We start from the raw sequence: 15,742 nt of genomic DNA, 5'->3' as shown, positions 1-15,742 counted from the left end.
GGTATGTTGAATATTAAAAAGCTTTTCAGACATAAAATTCATTGGATTTTATGTGTGGCAATATGTCTGTATTTATATATGCTTTTTAATAGGATAATAATATCTACAAGCAAGTGTTGTGCAATGAAATGCGCGTACACTTGCTTTTTTGTTGTCTTTTAACTTTATCAATTAATAAAAATCACCCCATAAATTCTTATGATTTAAGCCAGATGGAAAGGGAAGTGGGAGAATTTTCAGCGAGAGGAAGTTTTGTGATGAATGAACGAGAAAGATTATTTCGTCTTTCGCAGGGGCGGGCACCTATTTATGAAGCTTTGGAAGAGTTCAAGAAAAAGCGAATTGTTCCTTTTGATGTACCCGGTCATAAACGCGGGAGAGGTAATCCCGAATTGACAGCTTTTTTGGGGGAGCAAGCGGTTAGCGTGGATGTTAACTCGATGAAGCCGCTTGATAATCTCTGTCACCCGGTATCCGTCATTAAAGAAGCAGAAGAATTAGCAGCTGAGGCATTTGGTGCTGCACATGCATTTTTTATGGTGAATGGAACGACATCTGCCGTACAGGGGATGGTCCTAACAGCTTGTAAAGCGGGAGATAGGATTATTCTTCCCCGAAATGTTCATCGCAGTGTCATTAACGCGCTTGTTCTATGTGGTGCCGTGCCGGTATATGTAAATCCAGAAATGGATAAAAATCTAGGAATTGCGCTTGGTATGTCTCTCAACCAGGTGGAAAAAGCGATTAAAGAAAACCCAGAGGCTAAAGCCATTTTGGTCAATAATCCAACCTATTATGGAATCTGCTCGGATTTACGAGGGATTGTGAGGCTTGCTCATCAGCATAACATGCTTGTTCTTGCAGATGAAGCACATGGAGCACATTTATACTTTGGAAAAAACCTTCCCGTGACTGCCATGGCTGCTGGTGCAGATATGGCTTCAGTCAGCATGCATAAATCCGGGGGAAGTTTGACGCAAAGCTCATTTATGTTAATGGGACCCTCTGTGAATGTTGGTTATGCAAGGCAAATTGTTAATCTAACACAAACAACAAGCGGATCATATTTGCTGCTTTCAAGCTTGGATCTTTCACGAAGAAATCTAGCGTTAAATGGAGAACGGATTTTCGATGATGTTATTAATCTTGCAGAATATGTTCGGAACGAAATCAATCAAATTGGTAACTATTATGCCTTTTCAAGAGAATTGGTGAATGGAGACAGCATATTTGATTTTGATGTAACTAAGCTCTCGGTACATACATTAGATATTGGACTAGCGGGAATTGAGGTATATGACTTATTGCGAGATGAGTATGATATCCAAATTGAATTTGGAGATATAGGCAATATTTTGGCCTATGTATCTGTTGGTGATCGGAAAAGAGATGTCGAACGTCTGATTAGTGCCCTATCAGAAATACGTCGCCGTTATTCGACTGATAAATCAGGTCTGATTACACAAGAATATATTGACCCGGAGGTTGTGATTACACCGCAGGAGGCATTCTATGCAGATAAAGAATCATTGAGTCTGCGAGATACAGAGGGTCGGGTGTGCAGTGAGTTTGTGATGTGCTATCCTCCTGGAATTCCAATCCTCGCACCAGGTGAAAGAATTACGAAAGAAATCATTGAGTATATTGACTATGCAAAAGCAAAAGGCTGTTCCATGACAGGACCGGAAGACCTTGCTATTGAACGTCTGAATGTACTAAAGGGAGTGTGACAGCATGGAGTTGTGGTTTCATGAACGTAGCACGGCAGAAGTAAAGCTTTCCATCAAGGTGGACAAGCATTTATACAGTGAACAGAGTGAATTTCAGAGGATTGATATCTTTGATTCGAACGAATTTGGGAGATTTTTGACCCTGGATGGCTATATGATGATGACTGAAAAAGATGAGTTTATTTATCATGAGATGATTACCCATGTACCTATGGCTGTTCATCCAAATCCACGGAAGGTTTTGGTTATTGGTGCAGGGGATGGCGGTGTTGTACGTGAGCTAACCCGTTATCAACAGATTGAACATATTGACATGGTGGAAATTGACGAAAAGGTAGTTGAAGCCTGTAAAAATTATTTGCCTTTAACAGCTTCTAAGCTTGATGACGAACGGGTTCATATTCATTATGAGGATGGGCTGAAATTTGTTCGATCCTGTGAAAATCAATATGATTTAATCATCGTGGATTCAACCGACCCATTCGGACCGGGTGAAGGCTTGTTTACGAAAGAATTTTACGGTAATTGCTACAAGGCCTTACATGAAGATGGAATTATGGTAAATCAGCATGAGAGTCCGTTTTATGCAGAAGACAGGGCAGCGATGCAGAGGGCGCACCAACGGATTATCGACTGTTTCCCAATTAGCAGGGTATATCAGGCACATATTCCATCCTACCCGTCCGGCCACTGGTTGTTTGGATTTGCATCCAAAAAATATCAACCTCTTGCAGATTTAAATCAAGAGGCTTGGAAACAGTTAGGTATTAAAACACGCTATTACAATCCTAATTTACACCGTGGTTCCTTTGCTTTGCCAACGTATGTGGAGGAGCTGCTGAGGGACGTGGAAGATATTCCATGAAAATCTTCTAGTGTTTAAAACAAGCAGAAAGAAGTTTGTTAGATAAATAAATAATGGATTGGAGATATGAAAAATGGGAAAAGCACTGATTATTGGTTGTGGCGGAGTAGCCTCTGTGGCAATAAACAAATGTGTACAAAACAGTGAGGTATTTGAAGAGATTTGTATTGCAAGTCGTACTAAGTCCAAATGTGATGATTTAAAAGCTAAGCTTGACGGCGGTAAGACAAAAATTACAACGGCTCAGGTGGATGCAAACAATGTGGATGAGCTAATTGCTTTAATAGAAGAAGTGAATCCGGATATAGTAATGAACCTTGCCTTACCATATCAGGATTTAACGATTATGGATGCCTGTCTTGCAACTAAAACTCATTATATGGATACAGCTAATTATGAGCCTGAAGATACAGCGAAGTTTGAATATAAATGGCAATGGGATTACCGTGAGCGCTTTGAAGAAGTGGGTATTACTGCATTATTAGGAAGCGGATTTGATCCTGGCGTTACAGGAGTATTCTCAGCCCATGCCTTAAAACATCATTTTGATGAAATTGAATACATTGATATTTTAGACTGTAATGCAGGTGACCATGGTTATCCTTTTGCAACAAACTTTAATCCTGAAATAAATATCCGTGAAGTAACAGCAAATGGCTCCTATTGGGAAAATGGCCAATGGGTAGAAACAGAGCCAATGGAAATTAAACGTACGTACAATTTCCCTGAGATCGGTGACAAAGATATGTATCTATTACATCATGAAGAAATTGAATCACTTGCTTTGAATATTCCTGGCATTAAGCGGATTCGTTTCTTTATGACATTTGGGCAAAGTTATCTCACTCATTTAAAATGTCTAGAAAATGTTGGGATGACATCTATTGAGCCAATCGAATTTGAAGGGAAAGAAATCATACCTCTTCAATTTTTAAAAGCAGTACTTCCAGACCCTTCTTCACTTGGTCCGCGTACAAAAGGAAAAACGAATATTGGCTGTATTTTCCGCGGTAAAAAAGATGGAAAAGATAAAACTTATTATGTATACAATGTTTGTGATCATGAAGCGTGTTACAAAGAAGTGGGATCACAGGCGGTTGCTTATACAACAGGGGTTCCTGCAATGATTGGTGCGATGATGGTTATGAACGGAAATTGGAACAAGCCTGGTGTTTACAATATTGAGGAATTTGATCCAGATCCGTTCATGGAAGCATTGAATAAATGGGGACTTCCTTGGAAAGAAAGCTTTGATCCGGAGTTAGTAGACTAAGATGCGCTTTGATCAATTACCAACACCATCTTATGTGGTAGATGAAGGTCTACTCGAGAAAAACCTAAAAATTTTAAAGGGTGTAATGGGTCGAACCGGATGTAAAATTATCCTGGCACAAAAAGCATTTTCTATGCATGCAATGTATCCGTTAATCGGTCAGTATTTGAGTGGGACTGCTGCGAGCGGATTGTATGAAGCTAAGCTTGGCTATGAGGAGATGGGAAAGGAAAATCATGTGTTTTCCCCAGCCTACCGCGAAGATGAGATAGATGAAATTATCTCTATTTGTGATCATATTATCTTCAATTCTTTTTCACAGCTTGAGAGATTTGGGGATAAAGTACTCCAGGCAGGTAAAAGCATAGGCCTCCGTATTAATCCAGAATGTTCGACTCAAGAGGGCCATGAAATCTATGATCCATGCACTAGAGGATCCAGATTTGGTATAACGGCTGATGAATTTCGTCCAGATTTGCTGGAAGGTGTATCGGGATTACATTTCCATACGCTTTGTGAACAGGATTCGGATGCCTTGGCACAAACCCTCAATGCTGTCGAAGAGAAATTTGGAAAATGGCTGCCGCAAATGAAATGGATTAATTTTGGCGGTGGCCACCATATTACAAGAGATGGGTATAATATAGGCCTGCTGGAGGACTGTATTACCCGTATTCAGAAGACATATGATTTGGAGGTTTATCTTGAGCCGGGTGAAGCAATTGCTCTTAATGCCGGATTTCTTGTGACAACGGTTCTTGATACATTAAAGAATGATGTGGAAATTGCTATCCTCGATACTTCGGCTTCCTGTCATATGCCGGATGTGTTGGAAATGCCATATCGCCCTCCGCTTCTTGGTAGTGGTGAACCCGGTGAAAAGGCCCATACGTACAGATTAGGCGGTCCAACCTGCTTAACAGGGGATATTATTGGAGATTATTCATTCGATCAGCCGTTAAAAAGTAATGACCGATTGGTTTTTGGGGATATGGCGATTTATTCGATGGTTAAAAACAATACATTTAACGGAATGGCCCTGCCGACAATTGCTGTACAGGACAAGAATGGTGAATGCCGCATTTTGCATAAATTTAATTATATGGATTTTAAAAATAGACTATCTTAATGAAAAAGCCAGATTCCAATGTGAATCTGGCTTTCTTCTATAGATAGGTATTATATATAGAAGAAACTCGTATATTAAGTTTTCTACGATTTGATTAAAGACGGATATCTCTGATTGTTAAAGGTGTTTTTAATACTTTTGTAGAATTACTTTGAATGAAGAACAACTGAAAACTAGTAAGGGGTGAGACGAAATGGAAAAAAATGAGGTTATCATGATTGAGGAACGAAGTAATAGTAAAATGAATTTTCCATTTATATTAAAGATTGTTGTGATTATTGCACTATTATTTACCGTTATTACTTTAGGTGCAGGGTTGTATAAATTATATGTGTATGAAAGTCCCTATAGTAAAGAGGAAATGATAGACCAAGGATATGAAGAAATATTCAATGAGGAGAAGGCTGTTAATGCATATAATTTATATGATGTGCAGAATTTATCGGTGAATGCCGGAATGGCTACAGCGTATTTTACATTAGCAATTTTGTTTAGCATCCTTGGAATAGGAGCTTTTGTAATGGCTGAAATACTGAAACGGAATGAGCAAAGGAGCATGTTGAGTATAGACAATCTAAAAGAATGAAAAGCTCAAACCCAGTCAGGAGTTTGAGCAAGGTTGAATAAGTTATATAGTCTCTATTGTCCGACCGCTTAACTTCGCAAAAATGTTACTAATAGATAAGAAAACGGTAAAGAATGCATTCAGCACTATATTAATCAAGCCACTGAATATACTAAGAATGAAGTAGACGATTGCTGATATTAAAATACCTTCCATTAACATTTCAATAGAAAATGAACGTTCATAAATTGCACCAATAATAGTAATGAGCCATATTAATACAATATATATCATGGGGAAATAGGCAATGAATTGACAGATCCATGAAAGGATACGTGTAATTCCTGCAGCAATCCAATAAAACGGGGAAAAAAGAATAAGTCGAAAGATCAGGAAGTAATGTTGTATGGTATTCATGCTAGCTCAACTCCTCCGTATTAGTCTAAGGTGCTTCATTATTTAAATTCCCGTAATAATTTCCTTTAAAAATGAAAAAATTGTGAATGATATAGGGGATGTGACAACCATTATAGTTGGTTAACGTTTTATATAAAAATTCAATTAAGATACGAGAAAAAATAGAGGGTTAATTTGTTTATTTTTAAACAGTCTTCTAAATGTATGAGCAGATTTATGAATCTATTAGTCATTTAAACCATAAAAATTAGCAGATAATATGATAGAAGAGGTAATGGATGGAATAAAGGGGACCACTGTAAAAATTGAATCAGCTCAAGAAACGACTGTTTATATGATTGATTACAAACCAACAACAGGTGGGGAAGAAGTAACTAATCACAAATGGGTGACAGATGACGAGTTGATGCCTGTTGAATAATTACTCGCATTGCCGTGCCATTCGTTTTGTTTGTTAAACCTTAAAAGGCACCTATCATACTGGTGTAGGTGCCTAGAATAATATCCTCTAATTAAACTCTTTAATAGCCTATAGGTAAACGAAACTTAAAGGTACTTCCTTTATCTAATTCACTTGATACATCAATGGTGCCGCCGTGCAGACTGACAATCCATTTTACGATCGACAAGCCAAGACCTGTATTGCCGTTAGCAGTTGAGGTACGAGAAGGATCGACGCGATAAAAACGATCCCATATTTTATTTATATGTTCTGCACTAATGCCAATTCCATTATCCGAAATCTCACCTATCACATGATTACCCTGCTGATATAATTTAATCTTTACATATCCGCCAGGCCTTCCATAGGCAACCGCATTCGTAATCAGGTTCATAAGTAATCTCATGATTAACGTTTGATCTGCTTTTATAAAAAGATTATCCTCTAGTTCTGTAATTATCTCAATATCAGCTTTATCAGCCATATAGGTTAATTCTTCTGCTATCATTTCTGTTAACTCACTAATATTAAGCCTTTCAAATAGAAAATGGTCCATATTCTGCTGATCAACTCTGGCCAGTAAAAGTAATTGCGAAATGAGAGAGGACATTTTTTGGGATTGTTTTAGAATGACCTCAAGGGATTCCTTTACTTCTTTTGAATCATCAATTTGAGATAAGGCGTATTCAGATTGAGAGATGATGACAGAAGTAGGTGTCCTTAATTCATGAGAGGCATCAGAAGTAAATTGTTTTTCATTCTCAAATGAAGATTGTAATCTATCGAACATTCGATCAAAGGTCTGTGCCAAAGCATGAATTTCATCATTTGATCCCTTAAGGTTAATACGTTTTGATAAATCTTGTCCGTCGTTAATTTCGCTGACTGTATCAATCATTTTTTGTACGGGACGAAACGCTCTTTTTGTAATAGAATATCCGCCGGTAGCTGCTACAATAATAAGGAATGGAAAAGCAATTAGAGTCACAAGTAAAATGGTGTTCATGGCTGACGATAATTGATTTAATTGATAAACGCCTCGAATCCATATCTCATCATTAAATTTTTTATATGGGTGATCATATAATAGCCATTCCTGTCCATTCTGTTCAATGGTTTGAAGTCCATCCTTATTCATTGGTGTGTCCCCGTTAAATCCAGATGGAACATTGCCTTCCAGTAAAGCACCATTTTTATCGTAAATTAAAAGAGTGACCCCATCATCATAATACTCAAAATCATTATCTACCTCTAAATGTCCGTTTTTATAATCTATATCTCTAAAACCTTCTTTTACTGATTCCTCGAGTTGGTCCTGGATATTTAACAGAAGAATTTTATCGGAAGAGGCCAAAATAATACTTAATACCATAGCCATAATAATCACAATCAGGCCCGTATACCAGAGAGTGATCTTCATTTTAATAGATAATTTTTTCATGACTCTATCCTCAATACGTAGCCAGATCCTCTTATGGTATGGATAAGCTTGATTTCAAAATCATTGTCTATCTTCTTTCTTAGATAACGAATATAAACATCAACGATATTTGAGCCGCCTTCATAATCATAATTCCAAACATGCTGTTCAATATTATCTCGAGACAATACAATATCTTTATTGCGAATCATATATTCCAAAATTGCAAACTCCTTGCTGGAAAGGTCAATATTTTTACCCTGTCGCGTTACCTTATGGGTATTACAGTCCACTACTAAATCGCCTATTTCATAAACGTTGGATGTGTTACCTGATTGCCGGCGCATTAACACCCGTATCCTGGCCAGTAGTTCATCGAAGGCAAATGGTTTGATTAAATAATCATCTGCGCCTAAATCCAGTCCTTTGACCCGATCTTCAATCGTATCTTTTGCGGTTAACAATAAAACAGGAGTACGATTCCCTTCTTCTCTTATATGCTGTAAAACTTCCAGTCCATTTACTTCTGGAATCATTATATCTAACACAATCAAATCATAAGAAGCCATGGAAATATAATCGAGTGCATCAGACCCATTTCCACATGCGTCCACACTGTAATTTTCCACTTTTAAACGGTTTGCAAGAACGTTTTGTAAATCTTTTTCATCTTCGACTATGAGGATCCGCATGTTTAGTCTCCTTTTCTTCTTATTTAATATATTTTACTATAATTCACGTTTATTAAAAAAAGATGAGAAAATCATTTTTATTCATTAATGTTCCTTTAATGTTTACCCATTATGATGAAGTCAAGATCAAGGAAAAGAATAAAAGACAGGAGGAGAGGCGTCAAAATTAATGGAATGATAATTGGTTCGTGTTCTGGTCAAATGGTCTTATGTTCTTCGTAAATTAAAAATTCTAATCAATTTTATTGACCAATTAGACCAGTTTGAAGATTAACTAGAAAAGGAAATTGTATATAAACGATAAAAAGGAGAGATAGCTATGTTAACAAAATACAAAAACATGGTAGTAGAAAATAAAAAGAAAATAATCGGTGGCTTTATTGCCATAATTGTTCTTGGAATCGCCATTGTAGGCGGTTATGTTGGAATGGGTTATTACTATGCAAATAAGAATGACAACTATACAGAAGCACAAATTAAAGAAATAGCTTTGAAGCAAATTGATGGAGAAGTTATCAGTGTTCAAAAAGAATTCAATTTGGAAGATGACCGTATTTCCCGTTCTGAATACGAATACGATGTTGAAATTAAAACTTCAGAAAATCTTTTGAAAACAATCACTGTAAAAGGTAGAACAGGCACTATAGAAATAGATGATGATTTTGACGATGATCATATTTCCCGTTCCGAATTTGATGGTAAAAATTAAATTCATGAAAATTTCTTAAGTACAACCAACATAAGAGGAAGAACATGTCTAATTGAATTAAATGGATTTAATAATCAGGAGACTCCGCCAAAAGATTTATCTCTTTTTGGGAGTCTCTTTTTTATGGATATGGATAAGTTAAATTCTGGTATTATGATATAAAAGATATCTGGATACAAGGAGGAGACGATATGTACCAATATTTTAACGGCTTAGTCATCCTGGAAGGGACAGAAGGAGTTCCAGCTGAAAGTGTAGAAACTCTTTTTACAGATGCAGGATGGGCGAGAAACACACCAGATTGGCAGAAAGAAAAGTTTTCATTAATATTTGAAAACTCCACCTGGGCTTATACTGTATGGGATTCTAGCCGAATGATTGGAATGGTTCGGGTTATTTCAGACAAAATAATGGCCGCTACTATAATGGATTTAGTCGTTTTAACCGAATATCGAGGAAAGGAGATCGGTAAAAAATTAGTTGAACTATGTGTACAAAAGCTTCCTCATGGAGATTGGTTCGCGCATACGTCCGCTGATAATTTCAGTTTCTATGAAAAGTGCGGATTTGAAGTCAAAGACTTGTCCCAAAATGGAACGTGCGTCTATTATGGATATATACAAGCCCGTAAAGAGGGGCATAGATAAATAAAAACAAAGCTAACACCAACTAGAATCGCAGAGGATTTAGGGTGTTAGCTTTATTTATTTCACTCTATTTGGTTTCGTTTTCTCTCAATCTTCCCAGTTTACTGTGTTTTTTTCAAGAAGAATGAAAGAACGACATTTATGATAGCTAAAATTAAACTGATCTTAAATACAAATGCTGAACCAGTAGCTGCAGCTGCAGTTAAATCATTGGCTGCACCGGATAAGTAATCAGCTTGTTTCATAGAGAATAGAGATACCATTACCGCAATACCTATAGCTCCGGCTACTTGCTGAGACGTTTGTGTAATTGCAATACCATCTGGATAATATTGTCTAGGTAATGCATTCAGTGTATTTGTTTGTACGGATGCTAAGACCATACCAACACCTAACATCATCACGATATGTGTCAATACCATAATCCAAAGAGCGGTATCTGTTCCGTATGATGCATAAAGTCCATATCCAATGACAACAAGAATTGTACCTGGAGTAATCACGGCACGTGGTCCATATTTGTCAAATAATTTACCAATTATCGGCGCAAGTACACAGTTGATTAAACTCCCCGGAAGCATCATTAATCCTGTTACAAATGCTGAAACGATAAGGGCCATTTGCATATACATTGGTAAAACAACAAGCATGGAAAGCATGTTGAGGAAGGTAATAATATTCATAGCAAGACCTAAAACGAACATTGGGTATCTAAATGCTTTTAAGTTTAACATTGGGTGTTCCATCTTATTTTGACGGATACAGAAGAATAGTAATGCGATTAAGCCGATAATAATTGTTCCTAATACGGTTGCATTTGTCCAGCCAAGCTCTCCACCGACACTTACACCGTATACAACACCACCAAAACCAATTGTAGATAATACTACAGATAAAATATCAATTGAGACATTACGGATTTCATTAACATTCGGTATATAGATATAGCCAATGATTAGTGAAATTAATAAGAATGGAATGGTGAACCAGAAAATCCAATGCCAAGATAAGGTGTCTAAAATCATGCCTGCTAAGGTTGGTCCAAAAGCTGGTCCAGCTAAAATAACTAATCCCATTGTTCCCATTGCAGCTCCACGTTTATTTGGCGGGAAAATCGTGAAAATAACACTTTGTGTTAAAGGTAAAATGATAGCCAACCCAGCTGCTTGAATAATACGTGCTGTTAAAAGTACGCTAAATGTGGGTGCTAAAGCAGCTAAAACTGTCCCTATAAGAGAGAAAAATAAAGCTGCCATGAACATTTGGCGTGTCGTGAATTTTTGCATTAAAATACCTGTAACTGGTACTAAAATACCAAGTGTTAAAAAGTAGCCTGTTGCCAACCACTGAATGGTTGTTGCATCCACACTAAAAATTTGGCTTAATTGTCCTAATGCTATATTTAAAGCTGTTTCACTAAAAAGCCCGACAAATCCTGCTACCAAGAGGGCAGCCATTATCGGTCCCGTTTTGATTTGTATTTGTTTATTCACTTGTTATAACTCCTCTAAAAATAAATTATTTGTAAATTCGAGATTGCTCTCAGGGAGAAACGCATTTGTAGAGCAAAAATCCATCTTCATTGGAAGTCTAATCACTAAAGAAATAGAAGAATACAGAATCTTCTGAAAAAAGATTCGATAAAACCTTTGATTATAAAATTTTCTCAATTAAAATCAGACTCTTGTAAACATACATACTAAAACTACATTAGGGCGAATTTTCACTCACCTATATTTGCTAACTGTAAAGCAAGTCATTGTCTCTATGTTTTTTTAGTCATTGATTCGTTTTTAATCATTCCACTTGGGCATTAATTATTGATAATTTGAGATAAATCCAGTATTCGCAAGTAGAATCATACTTCTTTCAAATGGTGAGAGAACGAAACTTTGCTATTTTTATGCTTGTTTCGTAGGATCCAACACCTGTATATCCTTTTGGCGGGATAGTCCATTGCATTCGTAAATAATCAGCAATTTTGTATCCCTCCTGTTAGTACACCTCCACCATACTAACCAGTCAGTCTGTTTTTCACTATAACAAAATATTTCTTCTTGTGTAAGTAATTTGTTTTTTTGTGACAATATTTTTATAATTGATCTTTTTATGTATTAGGAGTTTTATGCATGGGGGTAAAAATGAAACCTTGCTATATCAAGGATGAATCAGTATATAAAACTATTAAAAATGTATCCCCTTACATTTATAGCAGGGTAAACATGCACTAAATTGGGAAGTGGATTGTATTTTTTAAGTAATTCATATACCGAATTTTATTATTTCAAAATAATATAAAGCGGTGGTTAGATTAACTGGTTATTAGTGATGGTTTCATACAGCGGGGTAGTTTATTCTATCTAAATTCAACTATTGATAAATATTCATTGATAGGCAGTTCCCGATTTATTATCCTCTGAATACCTATTTCACTACTGGCCACCAAGAAAATAGTAAATAAAATCATCCTGTGATACATAATTATTTAAGATGTGAAATATTTGAAAATGAAAAGGTTCTGCTTTCTGATTAAATAAAGTTTTACATCTTTAAGAACTGTATAGAATAAAAAAGGATTAACGGCATTAGGAGTCGAAAAGCTATAGTAATAGGTTGTTACTAGGATATAAGGAGTATGGAATCATGCTGAAAATTTTACGCTATGTTTTTTCAACGGTAGTTTTAATATTTGTATTATACGGATTTATTACTAGAAGCTTTGCGTACCAACCATTTATGATTTTTTTCTTAGGGTTAATGATGTTAATCATTGGATTAGAAGAATATCAAAAAGGACGAAAACTGATTAGTTGGGTGAGTCTAGGTGGATTTTTGTTTGCCATGTATGTAGCAATTGAAGGTTTTATACTGAATTAACAATCTGCAGTAGGATCTTTTTGGCGCTTTCAGATTTATGATCAATATGTGATCACATCTTACATTTCAGATTACATTGTGAGTAATCATATTGTTTAGAGATCTGGCATAAACTGATCCATATCCACATTGGTAAAAAATCCTGAATAAATTGACAAGAAAATGTACTCGTGTTAAATTTATCCTTAATTAAAGAATTTTGAATTCGAGATATATTGCATTTTACATAAAGTCTCGAATTCGAAATAAAAGTATTGGAGGAATAAAAAATGGCGAAATGGATAGTTGACCAGTCTCATTCAACAATTGGCTTTGCAGTGAAACATATGATGGTATCAAAGGTAAAAGGAAAATTTGATTCGTATACAGCAGATATTGAAGCTGCGGATTTAACAGATTTGACAACAGCTCAAATTGCATTTCAATTTGATCCAGCAAGTATTAACACTTTTTCAGAAGATCGTGATACACACTTGAAATCTGCTGAATTTTTTGATGTGGAAGAATATCCTACAATCGAATTTAAATCTACAAGCATTACAAGATCTGGGGATGACTATAAAGTAACTGGTGATCTGACTATTAAGGATATAACAAAGTCAGTTACATTCGATGTCGAATTTGGCGGAAAAGGCAAAAATCCTTGGGGAGTTGAAGTATACGGTTTTGAAGGGGACGCGAAGATTAACCGAGAAGATTTTGGTCTTACTTATAATGCAGCACTTGAAACGGGCGGCGTTTTAATTGGTAAAGATATTAAAATAGAAATAGAATTAGAGATTAACCCGGCAGCATAAGTTTAATCGTTCTTCTAAGGGGAAATAAAGAAGGATAATGTCTTCTAAAGAGGGTAATTTATGAGTGATTCCGCTCTTTTTTTATCCATTATCTCGAATTCGAGATAAATAGTTAACGGAGGTATAGATATGATATTGAATGAATTAAAAGGATTGCACCATGTGACTGCGATTACGAGCAGTGCAGAAAAAATTTATGAATTCTTTACAGGGGTTCTTGGTATACGCTTAGTGAAGAAAACCGTCAACCAGGATGATATTAAAACGTATCATTTATTTTTTTCAGATGATGTCGGCTCCCCGGGTACAGATATGACTTTCTTTGATTTCCCTAGTATTTCAAAGGGAATTCACGGGAACAATGAAATTTCGAAAACATCTTTCCGAGTTCCAAGTGACGCAGCTCTAGACTATTGGATTAAACGGTTTGATAAATACGAAGTTAAACATACAGGAATTCAAGAATGGTTCGGCAAAAAAACAGTGTCCTTTACTGATTTTGATGATCAGTCATATCAACTAATTTCTGATCAGAGTAATGAGGGAGTAGCTTCCGGAACGCCTTGGCAAAAGGGGCCTGTCCCATTGGAATATGCTATTACAGGATTGGGTCCAATATTTATTCGTACCTCTAATTTCGATTATTTAAAAAAACTTATGGAAGAGGTTTTGTTGTTTAGAGTGTTAGACAGCCATGAATCTTATCATTTGTTTGAAATGGGCGAAGGAGGCAATGGAGCACAGGTTATTGTAGAACACAATACAACTCTTCCACAGGCACAGCAAGGCTTTGGTACAGTTCACCATGTGGCATTTCGCGTGAATGACCGCTCAGAGCTGAAGGATTGGCAAAAACGTTTGCAGGCATTTAATATACCCAATTCAGGTTATGTAGAACGTTATTATTTTGGTTCACTCTATGCAAGATTGGCACCGCATATTTTATTTGAATTTGCAACGGACGGTCCTGGATTTATGGAGGATGAACCATACGAAACTCTTGGAGAAAAATTATCCTTGCCGCCATTTTTAGAAGAAAAACGAGAACAAATTGAAAGTATAGTTCGATCCATTGATACGGTTCGCAGTACCTTAACGTTTGAAAAAGAATACTTGTAAAGAGTAAGAACAACATAATCGGCAATTCATTATAAGCAACTAAGATGAGATTGAAAACTAAGATACTATTTCAGGGCTAATCGTAAATTTCGATTAGCCCTTTTATCTTTAATAGTGAATCTAGTTTTCTATATAAGAAAGATAGATTATTTGAAAATTGTTACAATATTTTTGTAACTATTACAATTTTATTTAAATTATACCAAATTCATGTTATGATATCTGAGTTAACAAATAAAGCCATTTTTGATTAAATTTTATTTATTTTAGAATGATTTGAAACCGTTTGCGTTTAGGGAGTGAGAGTATGGCGATAGATCCGAATGCACCGATTTTTAATATGGCGATACGCACAGCAGATATGATTGTTAAAATGTTTGGGCCGCGCTGTGAAGTGGCGGTACATGATTTTGCAGATTTAAAAAAATCTCTTGTCTATTTAGCCGGCAATGTTACAGGAAGAGAAATAGGTAGTCCATGTACGGATTTAGTATTAAACGAATTGACTAAACCTGTATCTGACATAGAGGATATTCCAAACTATAAAACCAGATTGATAAATGGAATCACAATGAAATCATCGACCATTTTTCTGCGGGATGTGGAAAATCATGTTATTGGGGCTATTTGCATTAATTATGATATTTCAATGATGATTCAATACGAGGCAGAAATTCAGGATTTCATTTCTTTTACTGAAACAGAAGAGAAGTCTGAAAACTTTTATTCGACCGTACAGGAAGTCATTCAAGATATGGTTGATCAAGTTTTATCCGGTTTTAAGAAACCGCCATCCATGTTGAGTCTAGAAGAGAAAATAGAATGTGTAAGATTATTACAGGAAAAAGGTGCTTTCCTAATTAAAGGTTCAACAGACTATTTAGCATCCGTTTTAGGAGTATCGAAGTTTACAATCTATAATTATTTGCAAAAAATACGCACACAAATAGATTACCAATTAGAATATCAGGTGAAATAAAGGAATCTATTACTTGTCGATTAAGGATTTTTGCACTATTTAGCTAAGCTTCTAATAGAATGAAAGCGATGGGGCTTTGGC

At 36.0% G+C, this 15,742-nt stretch carries 15 protein-coding genes and 1 pseudogene; 12 read left to right on the top strand and 4 right to left on the bottom strand.

What is annotated here, in order from left to right:
• Window positions 1-257 precede the first annotated feature (257 nt).
• The 5 genes from FHY45_RS08680 (at window position 258) to FHY45_RS08660 (ending at window position 5,583) form a co-directional block, all read left to right on the top strand.
• Window positions 258-1,730: an aminotransferase class I/II-fold pyridoxal phosphate-dependent enzyme gene (locus FHY45_RS08680; RefSeq protein ID WP_139891410.1), complete on the top strand. Its 1,473-nt coding sequence runs from the start codon at window positions 258-260 to the stop codon at window positions 1,728-1,730.
• A gap of 4 nt (window positions 1,731-1,734) precedes the next feature.
• A complete protein-coding gene (gene speE / locus FHY45_RS08675) occupies window positions 1,735-2,595 on the top strand; it encodes a polyamine aminopropyltransferase (protein ID WP_139891409.1) in 861 nt (286 codons plus the stop codon).
• Between the two features lie 73 nt (window positions 2,596-2,668).
• Entirely contained in the window at window positions 2,669-3,868 is a 1,200-nt protein-coding gene (locus FHY45_RS08670; RefSeq protein ID WP_139891408.1) for a saccharopine dehydrogenase family protein, read from the top strand.
• Between the two features lies 1 nt (window position 3,869).
• Window positions 3,870-4,997, top strand: a complete 1,128-nt coding sequence (gene nspC, locus FHY45_RS08665) for a carboxynorspermidine decarboxylase (RefSeq protein ID WP_066101306.1) — start codon at window positions 3,870-3,872, stop codon at window positions 4,995-4,997.
• 193 nt (window positions 4,998-5,190) lie between these two features.
• Window positions 5,191-5,583 carry a hypothetical protein gene (locus FHY45_RS08660; protein ID WP_066101303.1) on the top strand — a complete coding sequence of 131 codons (393 nt, stop codon included), beginning with the start codon at window positions 5,191-5,193 and terminating at the stop codon, window positions 5,581-5,583.
• A 42-nt stretch (window positions 5,584-5,625) separates the two neighbouring features.
• On the opposite strand, the gene FHY45_RS08655 is transcribed toward FHY45_RS08660, so the two are convergent.
• A complete protein-coding gene (locus tag FHY45_RS08655) occupies window positions 5,626-5,979 on the bottom strand; it encodes a hypothetical protein (RefSeq protein WP_066101300.1) in 354 nt (117 codons plus the stop codon).
• A gap of 274 nt (window positions 5,980-6,253) precedes the next feature.
• On the opposite strand from FHY45_RS08655, the pseudogene FHY45_RS08650 reads away from it, so the two are divergent.
• Window positions 6,254-6,400 (top strand): annotated as a pseudogene (locus FHY45_RS08650) (DUF1541 domain-containing protein); the annotation flags it as partial.
• A gap of 100 nt (window positions 6,401-6,500) precedes the next feature.
• On the opposite strand, the gene FHY45_RS08645 reads toward FHY45_RS08650, so the two are convergent.
• On the bottom strand, window positions 6,501-7,862 hold the full coding sequence (locus tag FHY45_RS08645; RefSeq protein ID WP_139891406.1) for a sensor histidine kinase: 1,362 nt from the start codon (window positions 7,860-7,862) through the stop codon (window positions 6,501-6,503).
• Complete coding sequence (locus FHY45_RS08640) at window positions 7,859-8,533, bottom strand: response regulator transcription factor (RefSeq protein ID WP_139891405.1); 675 nt, start codon at window positions 8,531-8,533, stop codon at window positions 7,859-7,861. Before FHY45_RS08640 ends, FHY45_RS08645 begins: the two co-directional genes overlap by 4 nt.
• A 319-nt stretch (window positions 8,534-8,852) precedes the next feature.
• Here FHY45_RS08640 and FHY45_RS08635 point away from each other — a divergent pair, with 319 nt between their 5' ends.
• Both FHY45_RS08635 and FHY45_RS08630 read left to right on the top strand, forming a co-directional pair.
• The gene (locus FHY45_RS08635) at window positions 8,853-9,242 is read left to right on the top strand and encodes a PepSY domain-containing protein (RefSeq protein WP_257468965.1); all 390 of its coding nucleotides are present in this window, start codon (window positions 8,853-8,855) and stop codon (window positions 9,240-9,242) included.
• 191 nt (window positions 9,243-9,433) lie between these two features.
• Window positions 9,434-9,889, top strand: a complete 456-nt coding sequence (locus FHY45_RS08630; protein WP_139891404.1) for a GNAT family N-acetyltransferase — start codon at window positions 9,434-9,436, stop codon at window positions 9,887-9,889.
• 101 nt (window positions 9,890-9,990) lie between these two features.
• Here the strand turns inward: FHY45_RS08630 and FHY45_RS08625 are convergent, their stop codons facing one another.
• Window positions 9,991-11,382, bottom strand: a complete 1,392-nt coding sequence (locus FHY45_RS08625; RefSeq protein WP_139891403.1) for a DHA2 family efflux MFS transporter permease subunit — start codon at window positions 11,380-11,382, stop codon at window positions 9,991-9,993.
• 1,150 nt (window positions 11,383-12,532) lie between these two features.
• Here FHY45_RS08625 and FHY45_RS08620 point away from each other — a divergent pair.
• From FHY45_RS08620 to FHY45_RS08605, 4 genes are all read left to right on the top strand, one after another.
• On the top strand, window positions 12,533-12,766 hold the full coding sequence (locus tag FHY45_RS08620) for a DUF3953 domain-containing protein (protein WP_139891402.1): 234 nt from the start codon (window positions 12,533-12,535) through the stop codon (window positions 12,764-12,766).
• A gap of 269 nt (window positions 12,767-13,035) precedes the next feature.
• Window positions 13,036-13,563 carry a YceI family protein gene (locus FHY45_RS08615; protein ID WP_139891401.1) on the top strand — a complete coding sequence of 176 codons (528 nt, stop codon included), beginning with the start codon at window positions 13,036-13,038 and terminating at the stop codon, window positions 13,561-13,563.
• 135 nt (window positions 13,564-13,698) lie between these two features.
• Window positions 13,699-14,682, top strand: coding sequence for a ring-cleaving dioxygenase (locus tag FHY45_RS08610; protein ID WP_139891571.1), 984 nt, complete (start codon window positions 13,699-13,701; stop codon window positions 14,680-14,682).
• Between the two features lie 307 nt (window positions 14,683-14,989).
• Window positions 14,990-15,661: a helix-turn-helix transcriptional regulator gene (locus FHY45_RS08605; protein WP_066101283.1), complete on the top strand. Its 672-nt coding sequence runs from the start codon at window positions 14,990-14,992 to the stop codon at window positions 15,659-15,661.
• Window positions 15,662-15,742: the final 81 nt, after the last annotated feature.

The sequence above is a fragment of the Bacillus sp. D386 genome, assembly GCF_006346415.1.
This window is presented reverse-complemented; position numbering and strand designations above follow the sequence as displayed.

Excerpts from the sequence above, each read along its gene's own strand:
- FHY45_RS08680 (WP_139891410.1), top strand. The coding sequence starts at position 258 with ATGAATGAACGAGAAAGATTATTTCGTCTTTCGCAGGGGCGGGCACCT.
- speE (WP_139891409.1), top strand. The coding sequence starts at position 1,735 with ATGGAGTTGTGGTTTCATGAACGTAGCACGGCAGAAGTAAAGCTTTCC.
- FHY45_RS08670 (WP_139891408.1), top strand. The coding sequence starts at position 2,669 with ATGGGAAAAGCACTGATTATTGGTTGTGGCGGAGTAGCCTCTGTGGCA.
- nspC (WP_066101306.1), top strand. The coding sequence starts at position 3,870 with ATGCGCTTTGATCAATTACCAACACCATCTTATGTGGTAGATGAAGGT.
- FHY45_RS08660 (WP_066101303.1), top strand. The coding sequence starts at position 5,191 with ATGGAAAAAAATGAGGTTATCATGATTGAGGAACGAAGTAATAGTAAA.
- FHY45_RS08655 (WP_066101300.1), bottom strand. The coding sequence starts at position 5,979 with ATGAATACCATACAACATTACTTCCTGATCTTTCGACTTATTCTTTTT.
- FHY45_RS08645 (WP_139891406.1), bottom strand. The coding sequence starts at position 7,862 with ATGAAAAAATTATCTATTAAAATGAAGATCACTCTCTGGTATACGGGC.
- FHY45_RS08640 (WP_139891405.1), bottom strand. The coding sequence starts at position 8,533 with ATGCGGATCCTCATAGTCGAAGATGAAAAAGATTTACAAAACGTTCTT.
- FHY45_RS08635 (WP_257468965.1), top strand. The coding sequence starts at position 8,853 with ATGTTAACAAAATACAAAAACATGGTAGTAGAAAATAAAAAGAAAATA.
- FHY45_RS08630 (WP_139891404.1), top strand. The coding sequence starts at position 9,434 with ATGTACCAATATTTTAACGGCTTAGTCATCCTGGAAGGGACAGAAGGA.
- FHY45_RS08620 (WP_139891402.1), top strand. The coding sequence starts at position 12,533 with ATGCTGAAAATTTTACGCTATGTTTTTTCAACGGTAGTTTTAATATTT.
- FHY45_RS08615 (WP_139891401.1), top strand. The coding sequence starts at position 13,036 with ATGGCGAAATGGATAGTTGACCAGTCTCATTCAACAATTGGCTTTGCA.
- FHY45_RS08605 (WP_066101283.1), top strand. The coding sequence starts at position 14,990 with ATGGCGATAGATCCGAATGCACCGATTTTTAATATGGCGATACGCACA.